The sequence below is a fragment of the Caballeronia sp. Sq4a genome, assembly GCF_023170545.1.
In the GTDB taxonomy this organism is placed as follows: domain Bacteria; phylum Pseudomonadota; class Gammaproteobacteria; order Burkholderiales; family Burkholderiaceae; genus Caballeronia.
The window spans coordinates 606,827-629,158 of record NZ_CP084252.1 but is presented as its reverse complement, the minus strand read 5'-3'; the positions used below and the strand labels follow the sequence as shown (position 1 = coordinate 629,158).

Below are 22,332 nucleotides of genomic sequence, written 5' to 3'. Positions count from 1 at the left end.
AGAATAGGCAATAAAAGCAGAATATCCGGCCTTAAAGCGCGTTGGTGCAAAGAATACTATGCACTCTCTTTCAATTCCATCGTAGAGGTGCATATGTCATCCAACCGGACTCTGCTCATCACCGGCGTCAGCAGCGGCTTCGGCCGGGCACTCGCTCAGGAAGCGCTCGCGGCAGGCCATCGCGTGATCGGCACTGTGCGAAGCGAGCAGGCGAAGCAGGACTTCGAAGCCCTCGCGCCGGACAGGGCCGTGGGCCGCCTGCTCGATGTGACGGACTTCGACGCAATCGAAGGCGTCGTGGCCAGGATCGAGTCGACCATCGGTCCCATCGACGTGCTCGTCAACAACGCGGGCTACGGTCACGAAGGCGTGATGGAAGAATCGCCGCTCGCCGAGATGCGTCGACAGTTCGACGTGAACGTGTTCGGCGCGGTCGCGATGATGAAGGCCGTGCTGCCCGGCATGCGCGCGCGGCGCAAGGGTCACATTCTCAACATCACGTCGATGGGCGGCTTCATCACGATGCCCGGCATCGCCTACTATTGCGGCAGCAAGTTCGCGCTGGAAGGCATCTCCGAGACGCTGGCGAAGGAAGTGAAATCGTTCGGCATTGCCGTGACGGCAGTGGCGCCGGGTTCGTTCCGCACCGACTGGGCTGGCCGCTCGATGGCGCGCACGCCTCGTTCGATTGCCGATTACGATGCGCTCTTCGATCCGATTCGCCGGGCGCGCGAGGACAAGAGCGGCAAGCAGCTCGGCGACCCGGTGAAGGCGGCGCGCGCGATGCTGGCCGTCATCGCGAGCGACGCGCCACCCGTGCATCTCTTGCTCGGCAGTGACGCGCTCGGTCTCGTGCGCGACAAGCTGACCGCGCTCGCTGACGAGATCAGCCAGTGGGAAACGCTCACGCGATCCACTGACGGCTAATGCGGCGACCTGCTTCAGCTGAGTCGCTTCCACGCCTGATGTCGAAGGGCCTCGCGAAGCGTGGATGCGTTCCATGCTTCGTCGAGCGCCCGGCGCATCAGCGCTTGCTGGCTCTCGGGCGCGAGACCGCCCACTGGCGGATCGCGATCGAGATTGGTCGGGAACGCATAGCCTTCAGCGGTCGATGCAATCACGCAATCGATGTCAGTCGCCGTGAACCGGCCTCTCGCCCGATAGTCCAGCAGCACGGGATAAACGGCTTCGCACATGCGCGTGCGATCGAGCGTTTCCATCGCGCGTCCATACGCCGAAGATATCTGCAAGAGATTCGCCATGCGCTGCACGTCTTGCGTGCGGTTAGCGCCGGCCGCATGGAATAGCGCCGGATTGAAGAAGAGCGCGTCGCCCTTGGCGAGCGGCAACTGCACACAATGCGTTTCGAAGAAGTCGCGAAAGTCGGGACGTCGCCACGCGAGATAACCCGGCGCGTAACGCTGCGAAAATGGAAGCAGTTTCGTAGGCCCGCTTTCTATCGGCATGTCGCTGTGCGCGACGGCGCCCTGAAGCGTCAGCAACGGCGACATCGCATGGACATGCGCCGGGAAACGCTGCACTTCTTCAACCGTCTGAAAGCCGAGATGATAGTCCCGATGCGCCTGCTGCGCCGCGCCGCCAGGACGAACGACGTTGACCTGCGTTGTCATCTGAAAGCCGGGTCCGAGCCACGCCTGCGCGACGCTCGCGATGAACGCGTTCGAGAAATAACGCGCGAACACCGAGGGCGCCGCGAGGCACAGCTTTTCGTGCGCGTTCCAGATGCGATCGTTCGCGCCTGCTTTGGCGAAGTGGTCAGCGCCGCGCGCGCCCGATTCCCGTTCCTGTCTGATAATCGAATCGAAGATATGCGTCGCGTCGTCGACGGGCGATGTATCGCGAAACGCGCGCTTGAGCACGAGCACGCCCGCGCCGTCGAGCAGCACGTTCGCCCATTCTGCCTGCAACGCCTGTTGCCTGACAGGATCGATCAACGCTTCATCAAGCGCGCGGCAATCGTAGATGGGAATATCGCGTTGCGTCTCGGCCGCGAATCGCAGGACCACATCGCTTTTTCTTTGCAGCTGTTGCGCGAATGCTTCGAGCGAGCAGTCGCTTTCGCGATACCAGTTCGTGGCTAACGTCTCGTGGCGTTCATTCGTGGCATCCATGTCTCGCTCCGGTTTTTTCCCTAGCATAGACGCATCGTCGCGGCGCGCGTTACCATAAACGCATCAAAAAACCATCAAAATCCGGGCGTTTCGATGGCTCATCGGTTCCTCGTGAAGGAGATCGCCTTGCAGGCGGGCGTCGGCGTCGCCACGGTGGATCGCGTGTTGAACGGGCGCCCCAACGTGCGCGAAGGCACGCGCAGACGCGTCGAGCAGGCGATTCGCGAGCTGGAGAAGCAGGCGCTGCAACTCGCGACGACGGGACGCAAGCTCATCATCGATGTCGTGGTCGAAGCCCCGTCCCGTTTTACCACCGAGATTCAGGAGGCACTCGAAGCGGAGTTGCCTGCATTCCATCCCGTCGTGCTACGACCGCGCTTCTTCATGCGGGAAACCATGGGGACCGCCGAGGTCGTCGAAACGCTTCGCTCGATAGGGCGCCGGGGCAGTCACGGTGTGGTGCTGAAAGCGCGTGACGTCCCCGAGATTTCAGAGGCGATCGGCGCGTTGAAGACAATGGGCATACCGGTCGTGACCACGTTCACGGACATCCCGCTGTCGGCACGCATCGCGTATGCCGGGCTGGACAATCGCGTGGCGGGCGCGACGGCGGCGTATCTCATCGGCCAGTGGCTACGCGGTCTTAACGGAACGGTGCTCGTCACCATGAGCGACGAAGGCTTCAGAGGAGAAGAAGAGCGCGAGGCGAGCTTTCGACGCGCGCTGCGCGTGAGTTATCCGAACCTCGATCTGCTCGATGCGAGCGGCGGACACGGCCTCAACATGCAAACCGAAGAGCGCATGCGCAAAGTCGTTACCACGCGTTCGAAGATTGCCGCGGTGTACTCGATGGGCGGCGGCAATGCGGCCGTGCTGAAAGTGCTGGAGGCGGCGAATCAGCGCCCGCTTTGCTTCATCGGGCATGATCTCGACCGCGACAACGTTGGCTTGCTGCGCGAGCGTAAGGTGCAAGCCATCCTTCACCACGACTTGCGTCAGGACATGCGTTCGGCTTGCCAGCACATCATGCACTACCATCGGCTCATTCCTGCTTCCGCGATTGCGCCGTCTTCTTCGGTCGTCGTGGTGACACCGGAAAATATCCCCGACCATATCGCGAGCCGGTTTCGCTAGCGCCGTCGTTGTCGACGCGCTATCCGTTGTCGCCGCCTGCAACGGGCAACACGGCACCCGTGATGTAGCCGGCTTCGTCCGAGGCGAGAAAGAGGATCGGGGCGATCTGCTCATCGACCGTGGCGTAACGCTTGAAGAACGTCGCGTCCGTGACCTGCTTCACCGCTTCGCTCATCCATGCCTTCTCTTGTTCGCTGTCTCCAGCGGCGTTGCGCGGCACGCGGCGTGCAGGTGCCTGGGTGCCGCCGGGCGCCGCAGCGACTACGCGAATATGGTGTTCGCCATACTCCATCGCGAGCGACTGCGTCAGCGCGTTGACGCCGCCTTTAGCCGCCGAATAGGGCACGCGTCGAATGCCGCGCGTCGCATTCGAAGACACATTGACGATGGTCCCACCGCCTTGCGCAAGCATGTGCGGAAGCACCGCATGACACGCGTAAAGAGTCGGCATGAGCGACCGCCTTATCTCTGCATCGATCTGTGCGGGCTCGAACTCGGCGTACGGCCGCATGCGAATTGCGCCGCCCACGCCGTTGACGAGAACATCGATGCGGCCGAACTTCTGCACAGCGAACGCCATGGTGGACGCCGCGCCGTCATAAGTCTCCAGATCCGCGACGAAGCCTGCGGTGTCCGCGCCCGTCGCTTCGGCCGCGACTTCGCGAACGAAGTCGGCGCGGTCCACGAAGAGCACCTTGGCTCCTTCAGCCGCCGCGCGCAACGCGACGCCGCGCCCGATGCCCTGCGCCGCGCCGGTCACGACCATCACCTTGCCTTCGAATCGTTGCGCGTTCATGCGGTCACCGGCGCTGCGTTGGGAGTGAATTTTTCGTAGTGGAAGCTGTTGGGCTTCACGCCGTTATCGTCGAAATGCTTGCGCACCGCGTCGACCATCGGCGGAGGACCGCACAGATACACATCCACGTCGCCATCGTTCAGATATTCGGCCGGCATGTGCTGCGTCACCCAGCCCTTGCGCGGATGGCTCGAAGCCGCTTCCGCGACGACGGTGCTGAACGTGAAGTTCGGCAGCTTCGCCGTATAGGCCTCGATGGCTTCGACCTGCACGAGGTCCAGATCGCGCGTGACGCCGTAGATGAGATGAACCTTCTGCTGCGAGCCGGCGCGCGCGAGCACTTCGAGCATGGACAGAAACGGCGCGAGACCCGTGCCGCCCGCGAGAAACAGCAGCGGACGCTCCACTGCGCGGAGATAGAAACTCCCGAGCGGTCCGGTGAATTCAACCGTGTTGCCCGCTTTCGCCGATTCGAGCCAGGTGCTCATCACGCCGCCGGGAATCTTCTTGATGAGAAAGCTGATCTGCGAGGAACCCGGCGCGGAAGAAAACGAATACGAGCGATGTTCGCCGCTGCCGGGAACGTCGATATTGACGTACTGGCCCGGGAGAAACACGGGCGCTGCGTTGTCCACATCGAGTTCGAGCACCACGGCCGCGTCGTTATGCTGCTCCACCTTCGCAACGGTTGCGGTGAACTTGCTTTGCGCGGTCTTGCATGCCGTCGACGAAGCCGGGACTGCAATGACGCAATCGCTTTGCGGCACCATCTGGCAGGTGAGCACGAGCCCGCTGTCCTTCTCGTCGTCGCTCAGTGCGTCTTCGATGTAGTCGTCGCCCAGATCATAGCGGCCGCTCTCGGCGCGGCATTTACAGGTGCCGCACACGCCGTCGGAACAATCCATCGGCAGATTGATCTTCGCGCGAAATGCGGCATCGAGGACCTTCTCGCCGGCCTTGCATTCGACAAAGCGCGTCACGCCGTCTTCGAAATTCAATGCGATGTTGTAGCTGGACATACTGCCTCCTGTTTCCGTGATGCTTTCCGGCGAGTGAATTCAAACGTGATAGACGTCGAGCACCTGGCGGATATAGTCGTTCTTCAACACGATCTTCTTGCGCGCGATGAGCAAGCGGTCGTCGACCTTGCGCAATGTGACGAACATCGTTCCGAAGAAAAGGTCCGTCACCTTGTAGCGATGGCTCAGCGTGTTGAAGTTGTAGCGGACGTCGATCTCCGTGTCGCGGTCGGCCAGCACTTCCACATTGCTGATGGTGTGGCTCGTGCGCGGCTCGGGCATGGATGCGCCGCTGCGCTCGGTCTTGATGCGAAACACGCGATCTTCGAGGCCACCGCGGTCCGCGTAATACATCAGCGAGATTTCGCTGTGCGGGTCTTCGGTCAGTTTGTCGTCGTCGTCCCACGCGGGCATCCAGTATTCGACGCCTTCCGTATAGCAGGCGAGCCACTCGTCCCACTGACGGTCATCTAGAAAACGCGCTTCCTGATACAACGCGCTGCATATCTTCTGGTAGTCGGTGCTCATGCCGTCGCCTCCGTCTGTTCTTTGCGCAGGGCCTCGCGCATGACGCGCATCCAGTATTCGTGCTGAACCACGAAGAGGCCTTCGTCTTCGCTGCGCTCGCCCGAGATGAGCGGGTTCAGGCCCATGCTCTTCGCGTTCGCATCGGGTCCGTGAATCCACAGCGGCGCGCCGCGCGACATGTCGTTCCACATCGAGGTCGCGCTCGCATAGCCGGCCTGACACGCACGGAACTCTTCGAGGTCGTCGCTCGTGCCCATGCCCGAGACGTTGAAGAAGTCTTCGTATTGACGAATGCGGATGGCGCGGCTCTCTGCGCTTTCGCCTTTCGGCGCGAAGCAGAAGATGCTCACTTCGGTCTTGTCGACGCTGATCGGCCGAACCACGCGAATCTGCGTGCTGAACTGGTCCATCAAAAACACGTTCGGATAGAGGCACAGGTTGCGCGTCTGATTCACGATGACCTTGGCCTTGTCCTCGCCCACGCGCGCTGCGATCTCATCGCGGTGTTCATAGACCGGGCGCACTTCGGGGTTCACCGTGTTCGTCCACAGCAGGATGTGTCCATGCTCGAAGCCATACACGCCCGCAACGGATTTGCTCCAGCCGTTTGCATCGACCGCCTTGGTGCCTTCCACCTTGCGGCGGCCCATGGTTGCCGCATAGTTCCAGTGCACGGTGCTGACGTGATAGCCGTCGCAGCCGTTTTCCATTTGCAGCTTCCAGTTGCCGTCGTAGATATACGATGAATTTCCGCGCAGCACTTCGAGACCATCGGGCGCTTGCGACACGATCTGGTCGATGATGACCTTCGTCTCGCCGAGATAGTCTTCGAGCGGCATTACGTCGTCGCTGAGGCTGCCGAACAGGAAGCCGCGATAGTTCTGGAAGCGCGCGACTTTCTTCAGGTCATGCGAGCCTTGCTTGTTGAACTGCACGGGATACTCGGTGGTCTTTTCGTCTTTCACCTTCAGCAGCTTGCCTGCGTTCGAAAACGTCCAGCCGTGAAACGGACAGGTGAAGCTGCCCTTGTTGCCGTGCTTGCGGCGGCACAACATGGCGCCTTTGTGGGCGCAGGCATTGATGACCGCGTGCAGTTCGCCGGCCTTGTCGCGCGTAATGACGATGGGCTGGCGGCCGATCCACGTGGTGTAGTAATCGTTATTGTTCGGCAACTGACTTTCGTGCGCCAGATAGACCCAGTTGCTCTCGAAGATGTACTTCATCTCGAGTTCGTACAGATCCGGATTCGTGAAGATGTCGCGACGGCAACGGAACACGCCGTTTTCCTTGTCGTCCTGAACGGCGTTGGTGAGCAAGTCCTCGAGGCGCCGCGCTTTGTCGATAATTGCAGACATGAGTCGTCTCCTATGCCGGCTTCGCAATAAAGCCATCGGCATCGGTTCGAATGATTCGTGGGTGTAGAAAGCGGCCCCGGTGCGGGCCGCCGGGATGTCGTCAGGCGGTGATCGCGACGCGCGGTCGATTAACCAATTGGTTGTCCTTACCATCGACGATCGGAGTCAGGCGGATGTCGAACTGGATTTCCTTGTAGGCATCCGTCTTGAGACCGAGGTCCTTGCCGCCGGTCTTATCGACGACATGCGGCACCAGTTCTTCGCGCGTCGCGTAGGCGAAGTCGTCCCAGATCAGCGGGTCGCCTTCGATGTTGATTTGCGTCGTCAGCTTGCGCGTTCTGTCGCTCGTGACGAAGAAGTGCACGTGCGCGGGACGGTTGCCGTGGCGAGCGAGCGCGTCGAGCAATTGCTGCGTCGCGCCTTGCGGCGGGCAGCCATAACCCACTGGCATCAGGGTGCGGAATTCGTACTTGCCGTCCGCGTCGGTGCGCACCGCGCCGCGCAGGTTGAATTTGTCCTGCGCGCCCGTCGGGTCGAAATGCGAGTAGAAGCCCTTGGAATTCGCGTGCCAGCATTCGACGACCGCGCCTGCCACGGGCTTGCCGTCGGCGCCCGTCACCGTGCCGCGAATGACGAGCGGTCCGGCGTCTGCGTCCGGATTGATGTCGATCTTCGATACGCCATCACGCACCGGCGCGCCCGCGACATACAGCGGACCTTCGATAGTGCGCGGCGTGCCGCCGTGAATGTCCGCTTCGCGATCCGCTGCGTCCATGCGAATGTCCAGATACTTCTCGATGCCGAGGCCCGCTGCGAGAAGCGCCGCCTCGCCATCTTGTCCGAGCTTGTTGAAGTAGTGCACGCCGGCCCAGATTTCATCCGGCGTCATGTCGAGGTCGTCGATGGCTTTGAAAAGGTCCGCGAGCAGACGATGCGTGATCTGCTTCGCGCGTGCATTGCCCTGCTGCGTGCCGAGGTTGGCAGCGGCCCTAAGCAGGTCCTGCACTTCCTTCGTGTCGAATACTTTGGCGCTCATGTCTGCTCCTGACTCTCTATTGGGTTAACCCTTGTTATCGCCGCTTTGGATATGCTCGAAAGGTATAATCGGTCGATGAAACAAGGCGTGGTTGCAGAATAGTGGACGCCCAAACGCATAGTCCAACACTGATTTAGTATCGCGCTATATCCCGGAGGTATCGTATGGAACTGCGACATCTCCGCTACTTCGTAGCGGTGGCCGAGGAGCGCAACTTCACGCGCGCCGCGCAGCGGCTCCATATCGCGCAGCCGCCATTGAGTCGGCAGATACAGCAGTTGGAAGAGACGCTGGGCGTGCAGCTGTTCGAACGAAACTCGCGTCCTCTGAAGCTGACCGAGACCGGCAAGTTCTTCTACGAACACGCGGTGCAATTGCTCGCCAAGACCGCGGAACTCGAATCCATGACACGGCGCGTCGGCAATATCGAGCGCAGCATGTCGGTGGGTTTTGTCGCATCGACGCTTTACGGGCTCTTGCCGAAAATCATTCGCCGCTTCAGGGACGAGAACCCCACCGTCGAACTGAGCCTTCAGGAAATGTCGACGACCGACCAGATCAGGGCGCTCAAGGAAGGCAATATCGACGTCGGGTTCGGCCGCATTCGTCTGGAGGACGCGAATATCCGGCGCGTGGTGCTGAGAGAAGAGAAGATGATCGTCGCGTTTCCGCTCGGTCATCCGCTCGCGCTTGCCAAGCCGGTCTCTGCGTTGCGGGACCTCGTCAACGAGACGCTCATCATTTACCCCAAGACGCCGCGTCCGAGCTATGCGGACCAGGTTCTCGCCGCGTTTCAGGACCGCGGACTCAAGCCACGCAAGATCTACGAAGTGCGCGAGATTCAGATTGCGTTGGGGCTGGTGGCCGCTGGCGAAGGCATTTCCATCGTCCCGAGCAGCGTGTATGGCTTAAAGCGCGACGATGTCAGCTATAAAGAGCTCGACGACCCGACTCTCACGTCGCCCATCATCATGAGCATGCGAGCGATGGACGAATCGCGCGATATCAAGGAGATGCTGGCGCTGATTTATCGCCTCTACGACGAAGAGCACATCTCGCACGTCGCGCCCGCCGACAAGGCACCGTAGCGCGTCATACCTGCGCGGTATGGCACTAGACGTCGATGGTCTTGGACAGCCGGAGTTTGCGCGGGCAATACTTCAGCAACCCATCCATTTCCGTCACTCCAGGTATGAACGCCCACATTACTTCCGTCGAAGCCATTCTGGTTGACCTTCCGACCATTCGCGCGCACCAGCTTTCCATGGCGACGATGCAGCATCAGACCATGGTCATCATCCGCCTGCATGCGAGCGACGGCATAGAGGGCATCGGCGAAGCGACGACCATCGGTGGTCTGTCGTATGGCGAAGAAAGCCCCGAAGGCATCAAGCTCACTATCGATACTTACCTCGCGCCGGCGTTGATCGGGCAGGACGCGACGAACATCAACGCGGCCATGCTCAAGCTGAACAAGGTCGCGCGCGGCAACCGGTTCGCGAAGTCGGGCATCGAAACGGCGTTGCTGGATGCAGAGGGCAAGCGTCTCGGCGTTCCCGTCTCGACGCTCGTCGGCGGCGCCGTGCGCAAGACGCTTCCGGTTCTATGGACGCTCGCGAGCGGCGACACAAACCGCGATATCGAGGAAGCGGAGATGCTGCTCGCCGAACGCCGACATAACGTGTTCAAGCTGAAGATCGGTCGCCGTAGCGTGCGCGACGACGTCGCGCATGTGGCGAAGATCAAGGCGGCACTGGGCGAGCGCGCGAAGGTGACGGTCGACGTGAATCAGGCGTGGAACGAGGTCGATGCGGCCTTCGGTATTCAGGCTCTGGAGGCCGCGGGCATCGACCTCGTCGAGCAACCTACGCCGCGTGAGCAGCGGGGCGCGCTCGCGCGTCTTGCCGCGCGGTTCGTCGTCCCGATCATGGCGGATGAAGCCGTCACCGGGCCGGAAGACGCGCTCGAACTCGTGCGCGACGCGTGCGCCGATGTCTTCGCGCTGAAGATCGCGAAGTCCGGCGGCATCTTCGGCATGATGCGCACGGCAGCCGTTGCGGACGCGGCCGGCGTGTCGCTTTATGGCGGGACGATGCTCGAAGGCAGTATCGGGTCTATCGCTTCGGCGCACGGCTTCAGCGCGTTGCCGCAACTCGCCTGGGGCACGGAACTGTTCGGTCCGCTGCTGCTGAAGGACGACATCGTGACGGCGCGTCCGCTGTATCGCGATTTCGATCTGCATCTGCCGGAAGGTCCGGGGCTGGGTTTGCAGATCGACGAAGAAAAGCTCGCGTTTTATCGTCGCGACAAGAAGGCGTAACGCCCGCCGCACATTATATCGACCGGCGTTCGTCATTGCATAGCGAACGAGCGCCATCCACAGGAGCAAGCATGCTTTATCTCGTCAGAATGGACGTTCACTTGCCGCACGACATGCCCGCAGCACAAGCCGACGAAATCAAGGCGCGAGAGAAAGCCTATTCGCAAGAACTGCAACGGACCGGGAAGTGGCAGCAGTTGCATCGCGTGGTCGGAGAGTATGCGAATTACAGCGTCTTCGATGTCGACTCGCACGACGAGCTTCATACCATCTTGTCCGGATTGCCGTTGTTCCCTTATATGACCATGCAGGTGACGCCGCTTGCGCGTCATCCATCGTCCATTCGCTAATACGGCGAACGCGAGGCGCAGTACGTCGCTCAGCCGAAGTACTACCTCGTGCACCGGAAAGAGAGCGCGAAGAGCGCGCCGGTCATCGCCTTCAGGGAATGGCTGCTGGAGGAGATCGGGTCGCACTAGCGGCGATTGCGCTCAAGGAATCGCCTTGCGCTCGCGGAACTCATCGAAGAGGCGCAGGAACATGTCGGTGCTATCGACGACATCATGAAAGCCAGCCTGCCGGATCTTGGTCGTGCTGGAGATCACGTCCCAGTCGCAGCGAAAGATGAAGTCGCCGAAGCCCCACGCGGCGACATGCTCGTAGGGAATATCGACGAGATCGTATTTCTTCACCATGCGCTCCCACAGTGGTCCCTTGTCGGCCATATAGTCGCGCAGGCTGATGGTCTGCGGTTCGGCGAGCGGCATGTCGAGATGATCGGCGATGGCGGGCCATAACTGGTCCCAGCGGAATACATCGCCGCTGGTGAGGTTATAGCTCTCGCCGCCGGGCGCGCCGGTCGCGGCCCACACGGACCCGCGCGCGAGTTGCGCGGCATCGGTGACTTGCGCGAGCTTGCCGTAGCACGTAGCGGTGCCGGGAAAGCGCAGCGGCAGTCCGAGCTCCTTGCTGATCGCGGCATACACGGCGATGACCATCGAGAGATTCATCGGATTGCCGAGCGCGAAGCCGCACACCACATCGGGGCGAAGCACGACCGCATCCCAGCCCTTGCCCGCCGCTTCGTGGACGAGCCAGTCTTGCATGTCGTAGTAGAAGTTCGGCGGCATGTGTCGCGGATCATCTTCGCGCGCGGGCGTCTTGAAGCGGCCGAGGTGCGCGCCATAGTACTTCGCGCCCTCGTATAACACGACGCGCTGGAGCGCCGACGAACTGTCGGATACGACGCTCACCAGATTGCGCAACATGCCGAGGTTCACGTCGATGAGCGCTTGCGGCGTGGGCTTTTCCTGATACGCAGCGTGAAAGATGTGCGTGACGTCGCCGAGCCCGCCGAGCTTCGCGCGCACGTCTTCGGCATCGAGCAGATCGACGGCAATGTGCTCGCCGGGTTGCGCTTGATCGGGCGTGCGTCGTGACAGACCGATGACGTCCCAATCCGGCAGCGACGCGAGATGATCGACGAGTTGACGTCCGATCACGCCGACGCCGCCCGCCACGAGTGCTTTATAGCGTTTCATGCCTGGCCCTGAGAGTGAAGTGCTTGGCGTTTGCCCAGCAATCGCCGCACCAAGGGCCGGCTCGCCACTTCAACGCAGATCAGGTCAGCGCCTGATTCGCCGCCAACGCCCGCGCTCTCAAGCGGTTGATACTTGCGAACAGCAGCACCGCGAAGACGATCAGCATCGTCGCGACGGCGAGGATAGAGGGATCGATGGCGTCGCGAATGCCGCTCCACATTTGACGCGGCACTGTCTTCTGATCCGGCCCGCCGATAAACAGGATCACGATGACCTCGTCGAACGATGTCGCGAACGCGAACACGCTTCCGGTCGCGACGGCAGGCGTGATGAGCGGCAAGGTAACGCGACGAAACGCGATCCAGGGCGTCGCGCCGAGGCCGGATGCGGCCCGCAACAAGCTTTGATCGAAGGACAGCAACGACGCCGTCACCGTGATGACGACGAACGGCGTGCCGAGCGCGGCATGCGCGAGCACGACGCCGGGATACGAATTAACCAGCCCCAACGGCGCGAAAATCAGATAGAAGCCTGCCGCGACCACGACGATAGGCACGATCATCGGCGAGATCAAAATGGGCATGACGACCGAGCGCAGCGGAAACTGCGAGCGCGACAAGCCGAGCGCCGCGAGCGTGCCTAAGCACGTGGCGATAAACGTCGACGCCGCGCCGATGCCGATGCTGTTCAACAATGCGCGCTGCCAGTCGCCGCTCGTCAGCGCCTTTTCATACCAACGAAACGAGAAGCCCTCCATCGGATAAGAAAAGTAGGAGCCCGAATTAAACGATAGCGGGATGATGGCGAGGATCGGCGCGATCAGAAAGAACAGGACAAGCGCGGTGTGCAGGCGCACCCAGCCCGCCGCGATGCGTTCCGTCAGCACCGTGTTGCGTTTGTCTTGCATGAGCTTTCCTCCGGATGGGTCGAATCAACCGAAGCGCAGCCGGTCGATGCCGACGATGCGGTTGAACAGGAAATAGAACACCGCCGTGAAGATCACGAGGTAGGCCGACAGCGCGCCCGCGAGACCCCAGTTCAGTTGCGTGTTCGTCTGAATGGCGATGAGCTGGCTGATCATCTCGTCGCCGGCGCCGCCGAGCAGCGCGGGCGTGATGTAGTAACCGAGCGCGAGCACGAAGACGAGAAAGCATCCCGCGCCGACGCCGGGCAATGTCTGCGGCACATACACGCGAACGAAAGCCGTGAACGGATGCGCGCCGAGCGACTTGGCGGCGCGCATATAAACCGGCGACACGCTTTTCATCACCGAGTAGATCGCGAGGATCATGTAGGGCAATAGGACATGCGTCATGCCGATCAGCACGCCCGTGCGATTAAAGATGAGCGGCACCGGATGCGTCGCGAGTCCGAGGCCCGACAGCACGCTGTTGATGACGCCGCCCGGTTGCAGCAGCACATACCACGCGGTGGTGCGCACGAGCAGCGACGTCCAGAACGGCACGATCACGAAGAGCATCAGCCGGTTGCTGGTTTTCGCGGGCAGATTCGCGAGCAGCCAGGCAACCGGATAGCCGAGCACGAGGCACAGCAGCGTGACGGTCGCGCTGATGGATACCGTGCGGGCGAAGGCTTCGCGATAGACGGACGCATTCGCAGGCATCGACGCGATCGTGCCTTGCGGCGTCACCTGCGCATCGACGGCGGCGAGCAGATAATCGGGCGTCGGCGATTGAGCGGCACGCTTGAGCAAACGCCACACTTCCGGTGAATTCCAGCGCTCGTCGATATCGATCAACGCGGGCTTCCATGCTTTCGGCGTGTCGTCATGGAGCTTGCGGGCGGTGCGCATCAACAGGCTGCGGAACTCGGGCTGCGCGAAGTTGAGACGCCGCGCGATGGTGCCGAGCTGGCCGCTTTCCTGCGCTTCCTTCAATCCGGATGCGAGAAGGGCGAACGTATGTTCATCCGGCACGCCCTGACCGTCCCATGCGTTCAATGCGCGCGCGAGCGCGGGCATGCCGTCCGGCACCTCGTGGTTCTGCGCGCTGCGCGCAAGCAGCAGCGCAATGGGCGCGATGAACGTAGACAACAGAAATACGATCAACGGCAACGCGAGCAGAAGCGCCCGCATCGAGGCGCGTCGTTGCGCCTTGTTGTACGACGCGCGGCCTTCGGCGCTCGCGTGCGAGCCGGCGGTCGTCGCGTGAATCGATGCGGGCATGTTCGTCCTCTCTTGGTCCTCTCGTATGCCGTGGCCGCTTATTGCGTCAGCCAGACCTGAAAGCGCTTGTTGATGGCGTCTGCGTTGTCGGCCCAGAAGTTCGCGTTGATCTGCACGGCGCGCTTGAAGTTCGCGGGCGCGGTCGGCATGTCGGCGAGACGCTGCTTGTCGACGAGCGCGACGGCTTCCTTGCGCGGCGGCGCATAGGCGATGTACTTCGACAGATCCGCCGATGCCTTCGGCTGCGCCTGCGACACGATGAATTTCGCGGCCATGTCGGCGTTTTTCGCGCCGGTCGGAATGGCCCACCATTCGAAGTCGTAGACCTGCGCGTCCCACACGGACTTGAACGGCTTGTGGTCCTTCCTCACCGCATCGTCGATGCGGCCGTTATAGGCTTGGACCATCACGACGGCGCCATCGGCGAGCAGCTGCGGCGCCTGCGCGCCCGACTCCCACCACACGATGTCCTTCTTGATGGTGTCGAGCTTCTTGAACGCGCGATCGACGCCCGCGGGCGTGCCGAGCACCTTGTACACATCCTTGGGATCGACGCCATCGGCGATCAGCGCCCACTCCAGCGTCACCTTCGGCGACTTGCGCAGGCCGCGCTTGCCGGGGAATTTCTGCGTGTCGAAGAAGTCGTTGACGGTGGAAGGCGCGCTCTTCAGCTTGCTCGTGTCATACGCATAGACCGTCGACCAGACCATGCTCGCGACCGCGCAATCGCTGAGCGATCCGGGAATGAAGTCGCTGGTATTGCCGAGGGACTTCTTGTCGAATTTCTGGAGCAGCCCTTCGTCGCACCCGGTGATCGCATCGTTCGTTTCGAGGTCGATCAGGTCCCATGTCGTGTTCTTGGCCTGCTCCATCGCGGAGAGTTTGGCGAGGCCGCCGTCATACGATTCGAGCGAGAACTGCGTGCCGGTGGCCTGCGTGAACGGGTCCATCCACGCCTTCTTGGCCGCGGCTTCGAAGGCGCCGCCGAACGTGACCACATGCAGCGTTTCCGCCGCATGCGAAGTCATGGCGCCGAAGGCGAGTAGGGCGAGTGCGGCGCATTGTGCTTTGATTTGAGTGCGCATGTCAGTTGGCTCCTGCGGGTGCGGTCGTGATGAGGGAAGGGGTTGGCGAGGTGGTGGAAGTGGTCGCGCTCGCGCGAGGCGGGGCGCTCATCGCGAGAATCTTGCAGTCGTCGTGACGCCATGCGACATCGATCATGTCGCCGGATGACGGCAACGCATGACGCTGCGTATTGGGCACTTTCACGACGATCGCGTCGCGCGAGCCGAGCGTCAGATGCACGCGATGATGATCGCCGCAATACACGAGTTCGTTCACGCGGGCACGAACGACATTGTCATGCTCGTCGAGATGCATGCCTTCCGCGCTCGGGATATGCGCGCGCTCGGGGCGCAGCGCGAGCATGGCTTCGTCGCCGACGCGCAGGCCGGACTCGCATCGGCCGCGAATGATGCTGCCGTCGGAAAGCGCGAACGTCGCCCATGAGCCGTCGCACGTCATCACGCGTCCCGTCAGGCCATTGTTCTCGCCGACGAAGTTCGCGACGAACGCGTTCTGCGCGTTCTCATAAAGCTCGCTCGGCGTGGCCACTTGCTGAATGCGTCCATCGGAGAACACGGCAACGCGGTCGGACATGGTCAGCGCCTCGGCCTGATCGTGCGTCACATAGACGATGGTCAGCGCTAACTCGCGATGCAGCCGCATGATTTCGTACTGCATGGTCTCGCGAAGGCGCTTGTCGAGCGCGCCGAGCGGTTCGTCCATCAGCACGACGCTCGGCTCGAATACGAGCGCGCGCGCAAGTGCCACGCGCTGCTGTTGCCCGCCCGAAAGCTGTGCCGGCCGCCTGTTAGCCAGATGCGGCAATTCCACCATTTCGAGCGCGCGCTTCACGCGTGTCTTCTGGTCCGCACGGCTCACGCGCCGCACCGAGAGCGGGAACGCCACGTTCTCGGCAATCGTCAGATGCGGAAAGAGCGCGTAGTTCTGGAACACCATGCCGATGTCTCGCCGATGCGGCGGCTTGTCGTCGAGCCGCTTGCCATCGAGCCGGATCTCGCCCTGCGTCGGCGATTCGAAACCGGCGAGCATCATCAGCGTGGTGGTCTTGCCCGAACCGGAGGGCCCGAGCAAAGACAGGAATTCTCCCTTGCTTACGTCGAGGTTCAAGCCGTCGACGACGTAATTCGCGCCGTCGTACGATTTGCTCACGCCCGAGAATGAGATGAAGGAAGGGTTCGACATCGTGATGGCGTCCTGTCGTTCTTACTGCGATTTCAGCTTGCCCGCGAGATATCGCGCGAAGTCATAGTTGGGCCGTTCGAGATGGCTCAGATGTCCCGGCTTCGCCAACGGCGCATGCACGCCGCGAAACACGGCCTGCACGCCGCGCTTGTCTTCGGCGTTCACTTCGTCCAGCAGTTTCTTGAGCGTTGCCATGTGCGCGTTGGCTTCTGGATCGGCGATGAATTCCGGCGCGAGTCCGCCGCCGAAGCGGATATGCACGCGGCCGACGCCCTCCGGTTGCAGCACGAGATACCAGAAGTAGCCGGGAGTCAATGTCACGAGATGCGTCGGATAGATGGCGAGCAGCGCAGTGGTCTTGCGCCAGTGCCCCGACAAGCGCGTGTTGTCCGGATGCGCGTTACCAATGGGCAATGAAGCTTCTTTCGTGATCCAGTGATAGTTGAACGCTGCATGACCCGGCGGACATTCCATCTCTTCCAACCGCGAGTGCGGACCTACCGTCGCGCGATGCAGCATCGGCAGGTGATAGCTCTCCATGAAGTTCTCGGCGAGTATCTTCCAGTTGGTGTCCCACACGTGCTCTTCATAGAACGTTTCGATGTAGTCGGTCATGCCGTACGCTTCGATCAACGTGTCCAACTCCGCGAGTTGCTTACCGACGGGTGACGCGTTCGCATCGAGCGTCACATAGATCCAGCCTTGCCATTCTTCGCATCGCACGGCGGGCAGCTTGTAGCTTTCCTTGCAGAAGCCTTCTTGTCGGTCCATCAGCGGCGCGCCTTTCAACGCGCCATCGAGCGAATAGTTCCACGCGTGATAAGGACACACGATGCGTCGCACGTTGCCGCGTCCTTCAAGCAGGATCGACATGCGATGCAGGCATACATTGGACATCGCCTTGAGCTGCATTTGCTCGTCGCGCAAGACGACCACCGGCTGCGCGGCAATGCGCGCGGTGAGATAGTCGCCCGGGGCTTTCAGCGCGCTCGCGCGCCCGACGCACTGCCATTCTCGCGAGAAGATGCGCTCGTCTTCGAGCGCGAGAAAGTCGGCCGACGTATAGACGCCGGGCGGCATCGCATGGGCGTCGCTGAACGGGCGGTCGCATCCATCGCGCAATGCGTTCATCAGCTCGTTCAGGTGCGCCATGACGATTTCCTCCTCGTTCAGTGAGCACAAGCGCCTCTTCTGTTATAGGCACTCGGCAGGCACTCAATCTATCAAGCCAATATGCCAGTCAAAATATTGTTTTCGGATACAGCGCAAAGCTTTTTCCTATACAACCGGCATCAAGTGTCGATACGCAGCCGCCGTATGTAGTTCTCGCAGAACGAGGTGAAACGGTGCACCACCTGGCGCGGCTTCATGGTGCGGGATTGCGCGACGCCGAGCATCGTCGCGTTCACGTTGTCTTTGAAACGCTTAATGACGAACTCTTCGCCGTCCACGGTGCGGTTCGACTTGAGCGGGAAGTTAAGCAGGCTATAGCCGAGGCCATTTGCCACCATGCCTCGCACCACTTCCGGCTGCGACGAGCGAAACGCCGGCACCGGCCGGTTGCCGACCGCATCGAAGAGCGCGGCGAAATATTCCCGGCTATGCGGCAGGTCCAGCATGACGTAAGGCTCGGGCAACAGATCGGCCAGCGAGATCTTGCGGGCGCGCGCAAGGCGATGCGTGCGCGGCAGGATCGCATAAGGCGGCAACGACAACAGCGGCGTGAACGCGATGTCCTCGGTGAGGTCGAGGCTATAGGTCAGTGCGAGATCGATCGAGCCGTCGTGCAATCCGCGTAGCAGGGCGTCCTGGTGACCTTCTACCGTGCGAAACGCGATGCCCGCGTGGTCGGCCGTGAAGCGGCTGATGAGACCAGGCATCAGCGGCGGCGCGAGCGAGACGAGGCAGCCGAGCGCGATGGAGCCGGTCATGCCGCCATCGAGTTCCTTGGCGGCCATTTGCAGTTCTTCCGCGATCTTCAGCAGATTGCGGGCTTGCCCGAGTAGATCGCGTCCGGCCTGCGTCAGCGACAAACCGCTGGCATGATGCCGGATGAAAAGCTGAACCCCGAAGGACACTTCGAGGTCCGCCAGCGCGGTAGAAATAGAAGGCTGCGAGATATGCAACTCTCTGGCCGCGGCAGTGAAAGACAGGGCCTCCGCCGCGACCACGAAGTAGCGCAACTGCCGCAGCGAATACCGTAACGGATGACTTTCCATTGCGACGATCTGACCTCTTTCGAGCCGAACTGCATCGCATTGTGCGGTGGACAAAAATCACTGCATAGGTAAATCCCATGCTATGCATTTTTTGAAAATATTTTATTGATCCGGTCGCGGCGCGTAGATTCAGTCGGCATCGGAACGGCCATACGAGCCTCTCGGAAGGACACAGCCATGACAGCGGAAACTACATCGATCGACACGCTCGTGGTCGGCGCGGGCCAGGCCGGCGTCGCGATGAGCGAACATCTGAGCCGGCACGGCGTGCCGCATCTGGTGCTGGAACGCGCGCGCATTGCGGAGCGCTGGCGCACGGGCCGATGGGACTCGCTCGTGGCCAACGGGCCTGCGTGGCATGATCGCTTTCCCAATCTCGAGTTCGCGCAGACGGCGCCCGACGGCTTTGCGCCGAAAGAGGAAATCGCGGACTATTTCGTCGCCTATGCGAAGAAATTCGATGCGCCCATTCGCACCGGCGTCGAAGTGAAGAAGGTCGTGCGCAACACGGGGCGTCCGGGTTTCACCGTAGAGACGTCTGATGGCGTGATCGATGCGAAGCGCGTGGTCGTCGCGACCGGGCCGTTTCAGAAGCCCGTGATTCCGCCGATCGCCCCGCAAGACGCATCGCTCACGCAGATTCATTCTGCCGACTACCGCAATCCGCAGCAATTGCCCGCAGGCGGGGTGCTGATCGTCGGCGCGGGATCGTCGGGCGTGCAGATCGCCGATGAATTGCAGCGTGCGGGGCGCCGCGTCTATCTGTCGGTGGGCGCGCACGATCGTCCGCCGCGTGCCTATCGCGGCCGCGACTTCTGCTGGTGGCTCGGCGTGCTCGGCGAGTGGGACGCGGAAGTCATGAAGCCGGGCCGTGAACATGTGACGATTGCGGTAAGCGGCGCGCGCGGCGGGCAGACCATCGACTTTCGCCGGCTGGCGCATCAGGGCATCACGCTCGTCGGTCTGACGAAAGCGTTCGATAACGGCGTGGCTCGCTTCAATGACGATCTCGCAGAAAACATCGCACGCGGCGATCAAAACTATCTGTCCCTGCTCGATGCCGCCGACATGTACGCCGCCCGCAATGGCCTCGACCTTCCCGCTGAACCAGAAGCGCGCATGATTCCACCCGATCCGGATTGCCTCATGAATCCGCTGCTCGAACTCGATCTGGCGCAAGCAGGCGTAAGCTCGATCATCTGGGCGACGGGTTATGCGACCGATTTCAGCTGGCTGCAGGTCGATGCCTTCGACGAGAACGGCAAGCCGAAGCACCAGCGCGGGGTATCGAAGGAGCCGGGTATTTATTTTCTCGGCCTGCCGTGGCTCTCGCGACGCGGCTCGGCATTTATCTGGGGGGTGTGGCACGACGCGAAACACGTCGCGGATCACATCGTCACGCAACGCAAATATCAGGCGTATTACGACTCGCCGCATAGCCACGCGAATAAGCCTCACAGCGAAGAAAGCGTGCAAGCCCACTGAACCGAATCAGGTGAATCGATGAGCCAACCGACGCATACCCGTATCCGCATGTTCAATACGAAGGATACGTATCCGAATCAGACACTCGACAACGATCTCTGCCAGGCCGTGCGAGCGGGCAATACCGTTTATGTTCGCGGGCAAGTGGGCACCGATTTCGAAGGCAATCTCGTCGGCCTCGGCGATGCGCGCGCGCAGGCCGAGCAGGCGATGAAGAACGTGAAGCAGTTGCTCCAAGAAGCGGGCAGCGACCTCTCGCACATCGTCAAAACGACGACGTACCTCACCGACGTGCGTTATCGCGAGCCGGTGTACAGGGAAGTCGGCAAGTGGCTCAAGGGCGTGTTTCCCATTTCGACCGGGCTCACCGTCGTTGCGTTGGGCCAGCCGCAATGGCTCATGGAGATCGACGTGATCGCCGTGATCCCCGATGGATGGACACCGGAAGCGTAAAGGACACCTAATGACTTTCTCTATCGTCGGTCGGTGTGACAAAACGGGGCAGCTCGGCATTGCGATCAGTTCGTCGAGCATCGCGGTCGGCGCGCGTTGCCCATGGCTGCGCGCGGGCGTCGGCGCCGTCGCCACGCAGAACGTCACGCTGCCCGCGCTCGGGCCGCAGATTCTGGAGCTTCTGGCGGACAAGCGGCTTGCGCCAGCGGAGGCCCTGCAACAGGCGCTCGGTGCGAACGAATGGCGCGAGTACCGGCAGGTGACGGTCATCGACGCTCAAGGGCGCACGGCGTTTTTCAGCGGCAAGGAAGCGCTCGGCACGCATCACGCCGTGGCGGGCAATCAATGCGTCGCGGCGGGCAACATGCTGGCGGGCACGCATGTTATCGATGCGATGCCGCTTGCATTCGCGCAAGCCGACGGCTTGCTCGCGGATCGCTTGCTGGTGGCCATGCAAGCGGCCATGGCGGCAGGCGGCGAGGCGGGCCCTGTGCATTCGGCCGCGCTGAAGATCGTGAGCGATCTGAGCTGGCCGCTCGTCGATTTGCGCGTGGATTGGGCCGATGATGACCCCATCGGCAAGCTCCGCGACTTGTGGACCACCTACGCGCCGCAGATGAACGACTACGTGACGCGCGCACTGAATCCGACCGCCGCGCCGAGCTATGGAGTGCCGGGCGATGAATGAGATGCGAAGCCGTGTGCTACTCGAAAAGCTGATCGGTTTCGCGACGGTCAGCCGCGACTCGAATCTCGCGCTCATCGAGTTCGTTCGCGATTATCTCGCGCAACATGGCGTCGAATGCGAGCTCTTTCATAACGACGAGCGCACCAAGGCGAGTCTCTTTGCCACCATCGGCCCGCGCGATCGCGGCGGCATTGCTTTGTCAGGACATACCGATGTCGTGCCCGTCGATGGGCAGGCATGGACTGTCGATCCGTTCAAGCTTGTCGAGAAAGAAGGGCGTCTCTATGGACGCGGCACGGCGGACATGAAGGGCTATCTCGCGTCGGTGCTCGCAGCGGTGCCGACGTTCATCGAACGCGATCTCAAGATGCCCGTGCATCTGGCATTTTCATATGAAGAGGAAGTCGGATGCCTCGGCGTGCGTCCGATGCTCGCGCAACTCGCGCATCGGGAACACAAGCCGGTGCTGTGTCTCATCGGCGAGCCGACGGAACTCAAGCCGGTACTCGGACACAAGGGCAAGCTCGCCATGCGCTGCTGCGTGAAGGGCGCGCCGTGTCATTCCGCGTACGCGCCGTACGGCGTCAACGCCATTCAATACGCGGCGCGTCTGATCAATCATCTCGACGAGATCGGCGAAGAACTCGCGCAGCCCGAGCATCGCGACGAACGGTTCGATCCGCCTTACTCGACAGTGCAGACCGGCGTCATCAAGGGCGGCCGCGCGCTCAACATCGTGCCGGCCGAATGTGATTTCGACTTCGAAGTGCGCGCGTTGCCCGGCTTCGATGCCAACGTGGTCGCGCAACGTCTGCAAAGCTATGCCGAGTCGACACTGTTGCCGAAGATGCACGCGGTGAAACCGGATACCGGTATCAGTCTGCATTCGTTGTCGGCTTACCCCGGCCTCGCCACGCCGCCTGATAGCCAGGCCGCGCGGCTTCTTGCGCTAATCGCCGGATCGACGGAATTCGGCACGGTCGCGTTCGGCACCGAAGGCGGCCTCTTCGAGCAAGCCGGCATTCCGACCGTCGTTTGCGGCCCGGGCAGCATGGATCAGGGGCATAAGCCCGATGAGTTCGTGACGGTTGAGCAGTTGCGCGACTGCGATGCCATGCTGCTTCGCCTTGCCGATTACCTTTCGAATTAGAAGCGGCTCGGTGGATCGGGGCT

22 protein-coding genes are annotated in these 22,332 nt (G+C 61.8%); 9 read left to right on the top strand and 13 right to left on the bottom strand.

The genetic code is table 11. The annotated features are described in order from the left end of the window. Positions 1-93 precede the first annotated feature (93 nt). Entirely contained in the window at positions 94-927 is an 834-nt protein-coding gene (locus LDZ24_RS22425) for an oxidoreductase (RefSeq protein ID WP_248323426.1), read from the top strand. A 14-nt stretch (positions 928-941) separates the two neighbouring features. On the opposite strand, the gene LDZ24_RS22420 is transcribed toward LDZ24_RS22425, so the two are convergent. Further along, a complete protein-coding gene (locus LDZ24_RS22420) occupies positions 942-2,132 on the bottom strand; it encodes a phytanoyl-CoA dioxygenase family protein (protein WP_248323425.1) in 1,191 nt (396 codons plus the stop codon). A gap of 93 nt (positions 2,133-2,225) precedes the next feature. Here LDZ24_RS22420 and LDZ24_RS22415 point away from each other — a divergent pair, with 93 nt between their 5' ends. Next, positions 2,226-3,266, top strand: coding sequence for a LacI family DNA-binding transcriptional regulator (locus tag LDZ24_RS22415; protein WP_248323424.1), 1,041 nt, complete (start codon positions 2,226-2,228; stop codon positions 3,264-3,266). A 19-nt stretch (positions 3,267-3,285) separates the two neighbouring features. Here the strand turns inward: LDZ24_RS22415 and benD are convergent, their stop codons facing one another. From benD to catA, 5 genes are all read right to left on the bottom strand, one after another. Then, positions 3,286-4,062 carry a benzoate diol dehydrogenase BenD gene (gene benD / locus LDZ24_RS22410; protein WP_248323423.1) on the bottom strand — a complete coding sequence of 259 codons (777 nt, stop codon included), beginning with the start codon at positions 4,060-4,062 and terminating at the stop codon, positions 3,286-3,288. Beyond that, positions 4,059-5,081, bottom strand: coding sequence for a benzoate 1,2-dioxygenase electron transfer component BenC (benC, locus tag LDZ24_RS22405; protein WP_248323422.1), 1,023 nt, complete (start codon positions 5,079-5,081; stop codon positions 4,059-4,061). The genes benD and benC overlap by 4 nt, the downstream gene beginning before the upstream one ends. Positions 5,082-5,120: 39 nt before the next feature. Next, a complete protein-coding gene (gene benB, locus LDZ24_RS22400; RefSeq protein ID WP_248323421.1) occupies positions 5,121-5,609 on the bottom strand; it encodes a benzoate 1,2-dioxygenase small subunit in 489 nt (162 codons plus the stop codon). After that, positions 5,606-6,964: a Rieske 2Fe-2S domain-containing protein gene (locus LDZ24_RS22395; protein ID WP_248323420.1), complete on the bottom strand. Its 1,359-nt coding sequence runs from the start codon at positions 6,962-6,964 to the stop codon at positions 5,606-5,608. Before LDZ24_RS22395 ends, benB begins: the two co-directional genes overlap by 4 nt. A gap of 100 nt (positions 6,965-7,064) precedes the next feature. Further along, positions 7,065-8,000 carry a catechol 1,2-dioxygenase gene (gene catA / locus LDZ24_RS22390; RefSeq protein ID WP_248323419.1) on the bottom strand — a complete coding sequence of 312 codons (936 nt, stop codon included), beginning with the start codon at positions 7,998-8,000 and terminating at the stop codon, positions 7,065-7,067. Between the two features lie 164 nt (positions 8,001-8,164). Between catA and LDZ24_RS22385 the strand changes: the two genes are divergently transcribed. The 3 genes from LDZ24_RS22385 to catC all read left to right on the top strand — a co-directional run bounded on the left by LDZ24_RS22385 (position 8,165) and on the right by catC (position 10,670). Beyond that, entirely contained in the window at positions 8,165-9,088 is a 924-nt protein-coding gene (locus LDZ24_RS22385) for a LysR family transcriptional regulator (RefSeq protein WP_248323418.1), read from the top strand. Positions 9,089-9,192: 104 nt separating this feature from the next. Beyond that, positions 9,193-10,320 (top strand): muconate/chloromuconate family cycloisomerase, encoded by a 1,128-nt coding sequence (locus tag LDZ24_RS22380; RefSeq protein ID WP_248323417.1) that lies wholly within the window; start codon positions 9,193-9,195, stop codon positions 10,318-10,320. A 71-nt stretch (positions 10,321-10,391) separates the two neighbouring features. After that, positions 10,392-10,670, top strand: a complete 279-nt coding sequence (gene catC, locus LDZ24_RS22375; RefSeq protein ID WP_248323416.1) for a muconolactone Delta-isomerase — start codon at positions 10,392-10,394, stop codon at positions 10,668-10,670. Positions 10,671-10,811: 141 nt separating this feature from the next. Here the strand turns inward: catC and LDZ24_RS22370 are convergent, their stop codons facing one another. The 7 genes from LDZ24_RS22370 to LDZ24_RS22340 all read right to left on the bottom strand — a co-directional run bounded on the left by LDZ24_RS22370 (position 10,812) and on the right by LDZ24_RS22340 (position 18,533). Further along, complete coding sequence (locus tag LDZ24_RS22370; protein WP_248323415.1) at positions 10,812-11,861, bottom strand: SDR family oxidoreductase; 1,050 nt, start codon at positions 11,859-11,861, stop codon at positions 10,812-10,814. A 79-nt stretch (positions 11,862-11,940) separates the two neighbouring features. Then, positions 11,941-12,768, bottom strand: a complete 828-nt coding sequence (locus tag LDZ24_RS22365) for an ABC transporter permease (RefSeq protein WP_248323414.1) — start codon at positions 12,766-12,768, stop codon at positions 11,941-11,943. A gap of 24 nt (positions 12,769-12,792) precedes the next feature. Further along, on the bottom strand, positions 12,793-14,046 hold the full coding sequence (locus tag LDZ24_RS22360) for an ABC transporter permease (RefSeq protein ID WP_248323413.1): 1,254 nt from the start codon (positions 14,044-14,046) through the stop codon (positions 12,793-12,795). Positions 14,047-14,084: 38 nt separating this feature from the next. Continuing rightward, on the bottom strand, positions 14,085-15,131 hold the full coding sequence (locus LDZ24_RS22355; RefSeq protein ID WP_248323412.1) for an ABC transporter substrate-binding protein: 1,047 nt from the start codon (positions 15,129-15,131) through the stop codon (positions 14,085-14,087). A gap of 1 nt (position 15,132) precedes the next feature. Continuing rightward, complete coding sequence (locus LDZ24_RS22350) at positions 15,133-16,314, bottom strand: ABC transporter ATP-binding protein (RefSeq protein ID WP_248323411.1); 1,182 nt, start codon at positions 16,312-16,314, stop codon at positions 15,133-15,135. 21 nt (positions 16,315-16,335) lie between these two features. Continuing rightward, positions 16,336-17,466, bottom strand: a complete 1,131-nt coding sequence (locus tag LDZ24_RS22345) for an SRPBCC family protein (RefSeq protein ID WP_248323410.1) — start codon at positions 17,464-17,466, stop codon at positions 16,336-16,338. Between the two features lie 140 nt (positions 17,467-17,606). After that, the gene (locus LDZ24_RS22340; protein WP_248323409.1) at positions 17,607-18,533 is read right to left on the bottom strand and encodes a LysR family transcriptional regulator; all 927 of its coding nucleotides are present in this window, start codon (positions 18,531-18,533) and stop codon (positions 17,607-17,609) included. A 177-nt stretch (positions 18,534-18,710) separates the two neighbouring features. Here LDZ24_RS22340 and LDZ24_RS22335 point away from each other — a divergent pair, with 177 nt between their 5' ends. The 4 genes from LDZ24_RS22335 to argE are packed head-to-tail and all read left to right on the top strand — an operon-like array spanning position 18,711 to position 22,309. Beyond that, complete coding sequence (locus LDZ24_RS22335; protein WP_248323408.1) at positions 18,711-20,018, top strand: NAD(P)/FAD-dependent oxidoreductase; 1,308 nt, start codon at positions 18,711-18,713, stop codon at positions 20,016-20,018. 18 nt (positions 20,019-20,036) lie between these two features. Further along, positions 20,037-20,471 carry a RidA family protein gene (locus tag LDZ24_RS22330; protein ID WP_248323407.1) on the top strand — a complete coding sequence of 145 codons (435 nt, stop codon included), beginning with the start codon at positions 20,037-20,039 and terminating at the stop codon, positions 20,469-20,471. Between the two features lie 10 nt (positions 20,472-20,481). Next, positions 20,482-21,159, top strand: coding sequence for a DUF1028 domain-containing protein (locus LDZ24_RS22325; RefSeq protein WP_248323406.1), 678 nt, complete (start codon positions 20,482-20,484; stop codon positions 21,157-21,159). Continuing rightward, positions 21,152-22,309: an acetylornithine deacetylase gene (gene argE / locus LDZ24_RS22320; protein ID WP_248323405.1), complete on the top strand. Its 1,158-nt coding sequence runs from the start codon at positions 21,152-21,154 to the stop codon at positions 22,307-22,309. The genes LDZ24_RS22325 and argE overlap by 8 nt, the downstream gene beginning before the upstream one ends. The last annotated feature ends 23 nt before the right edge of the window (positions 22,310-22,332 follow it).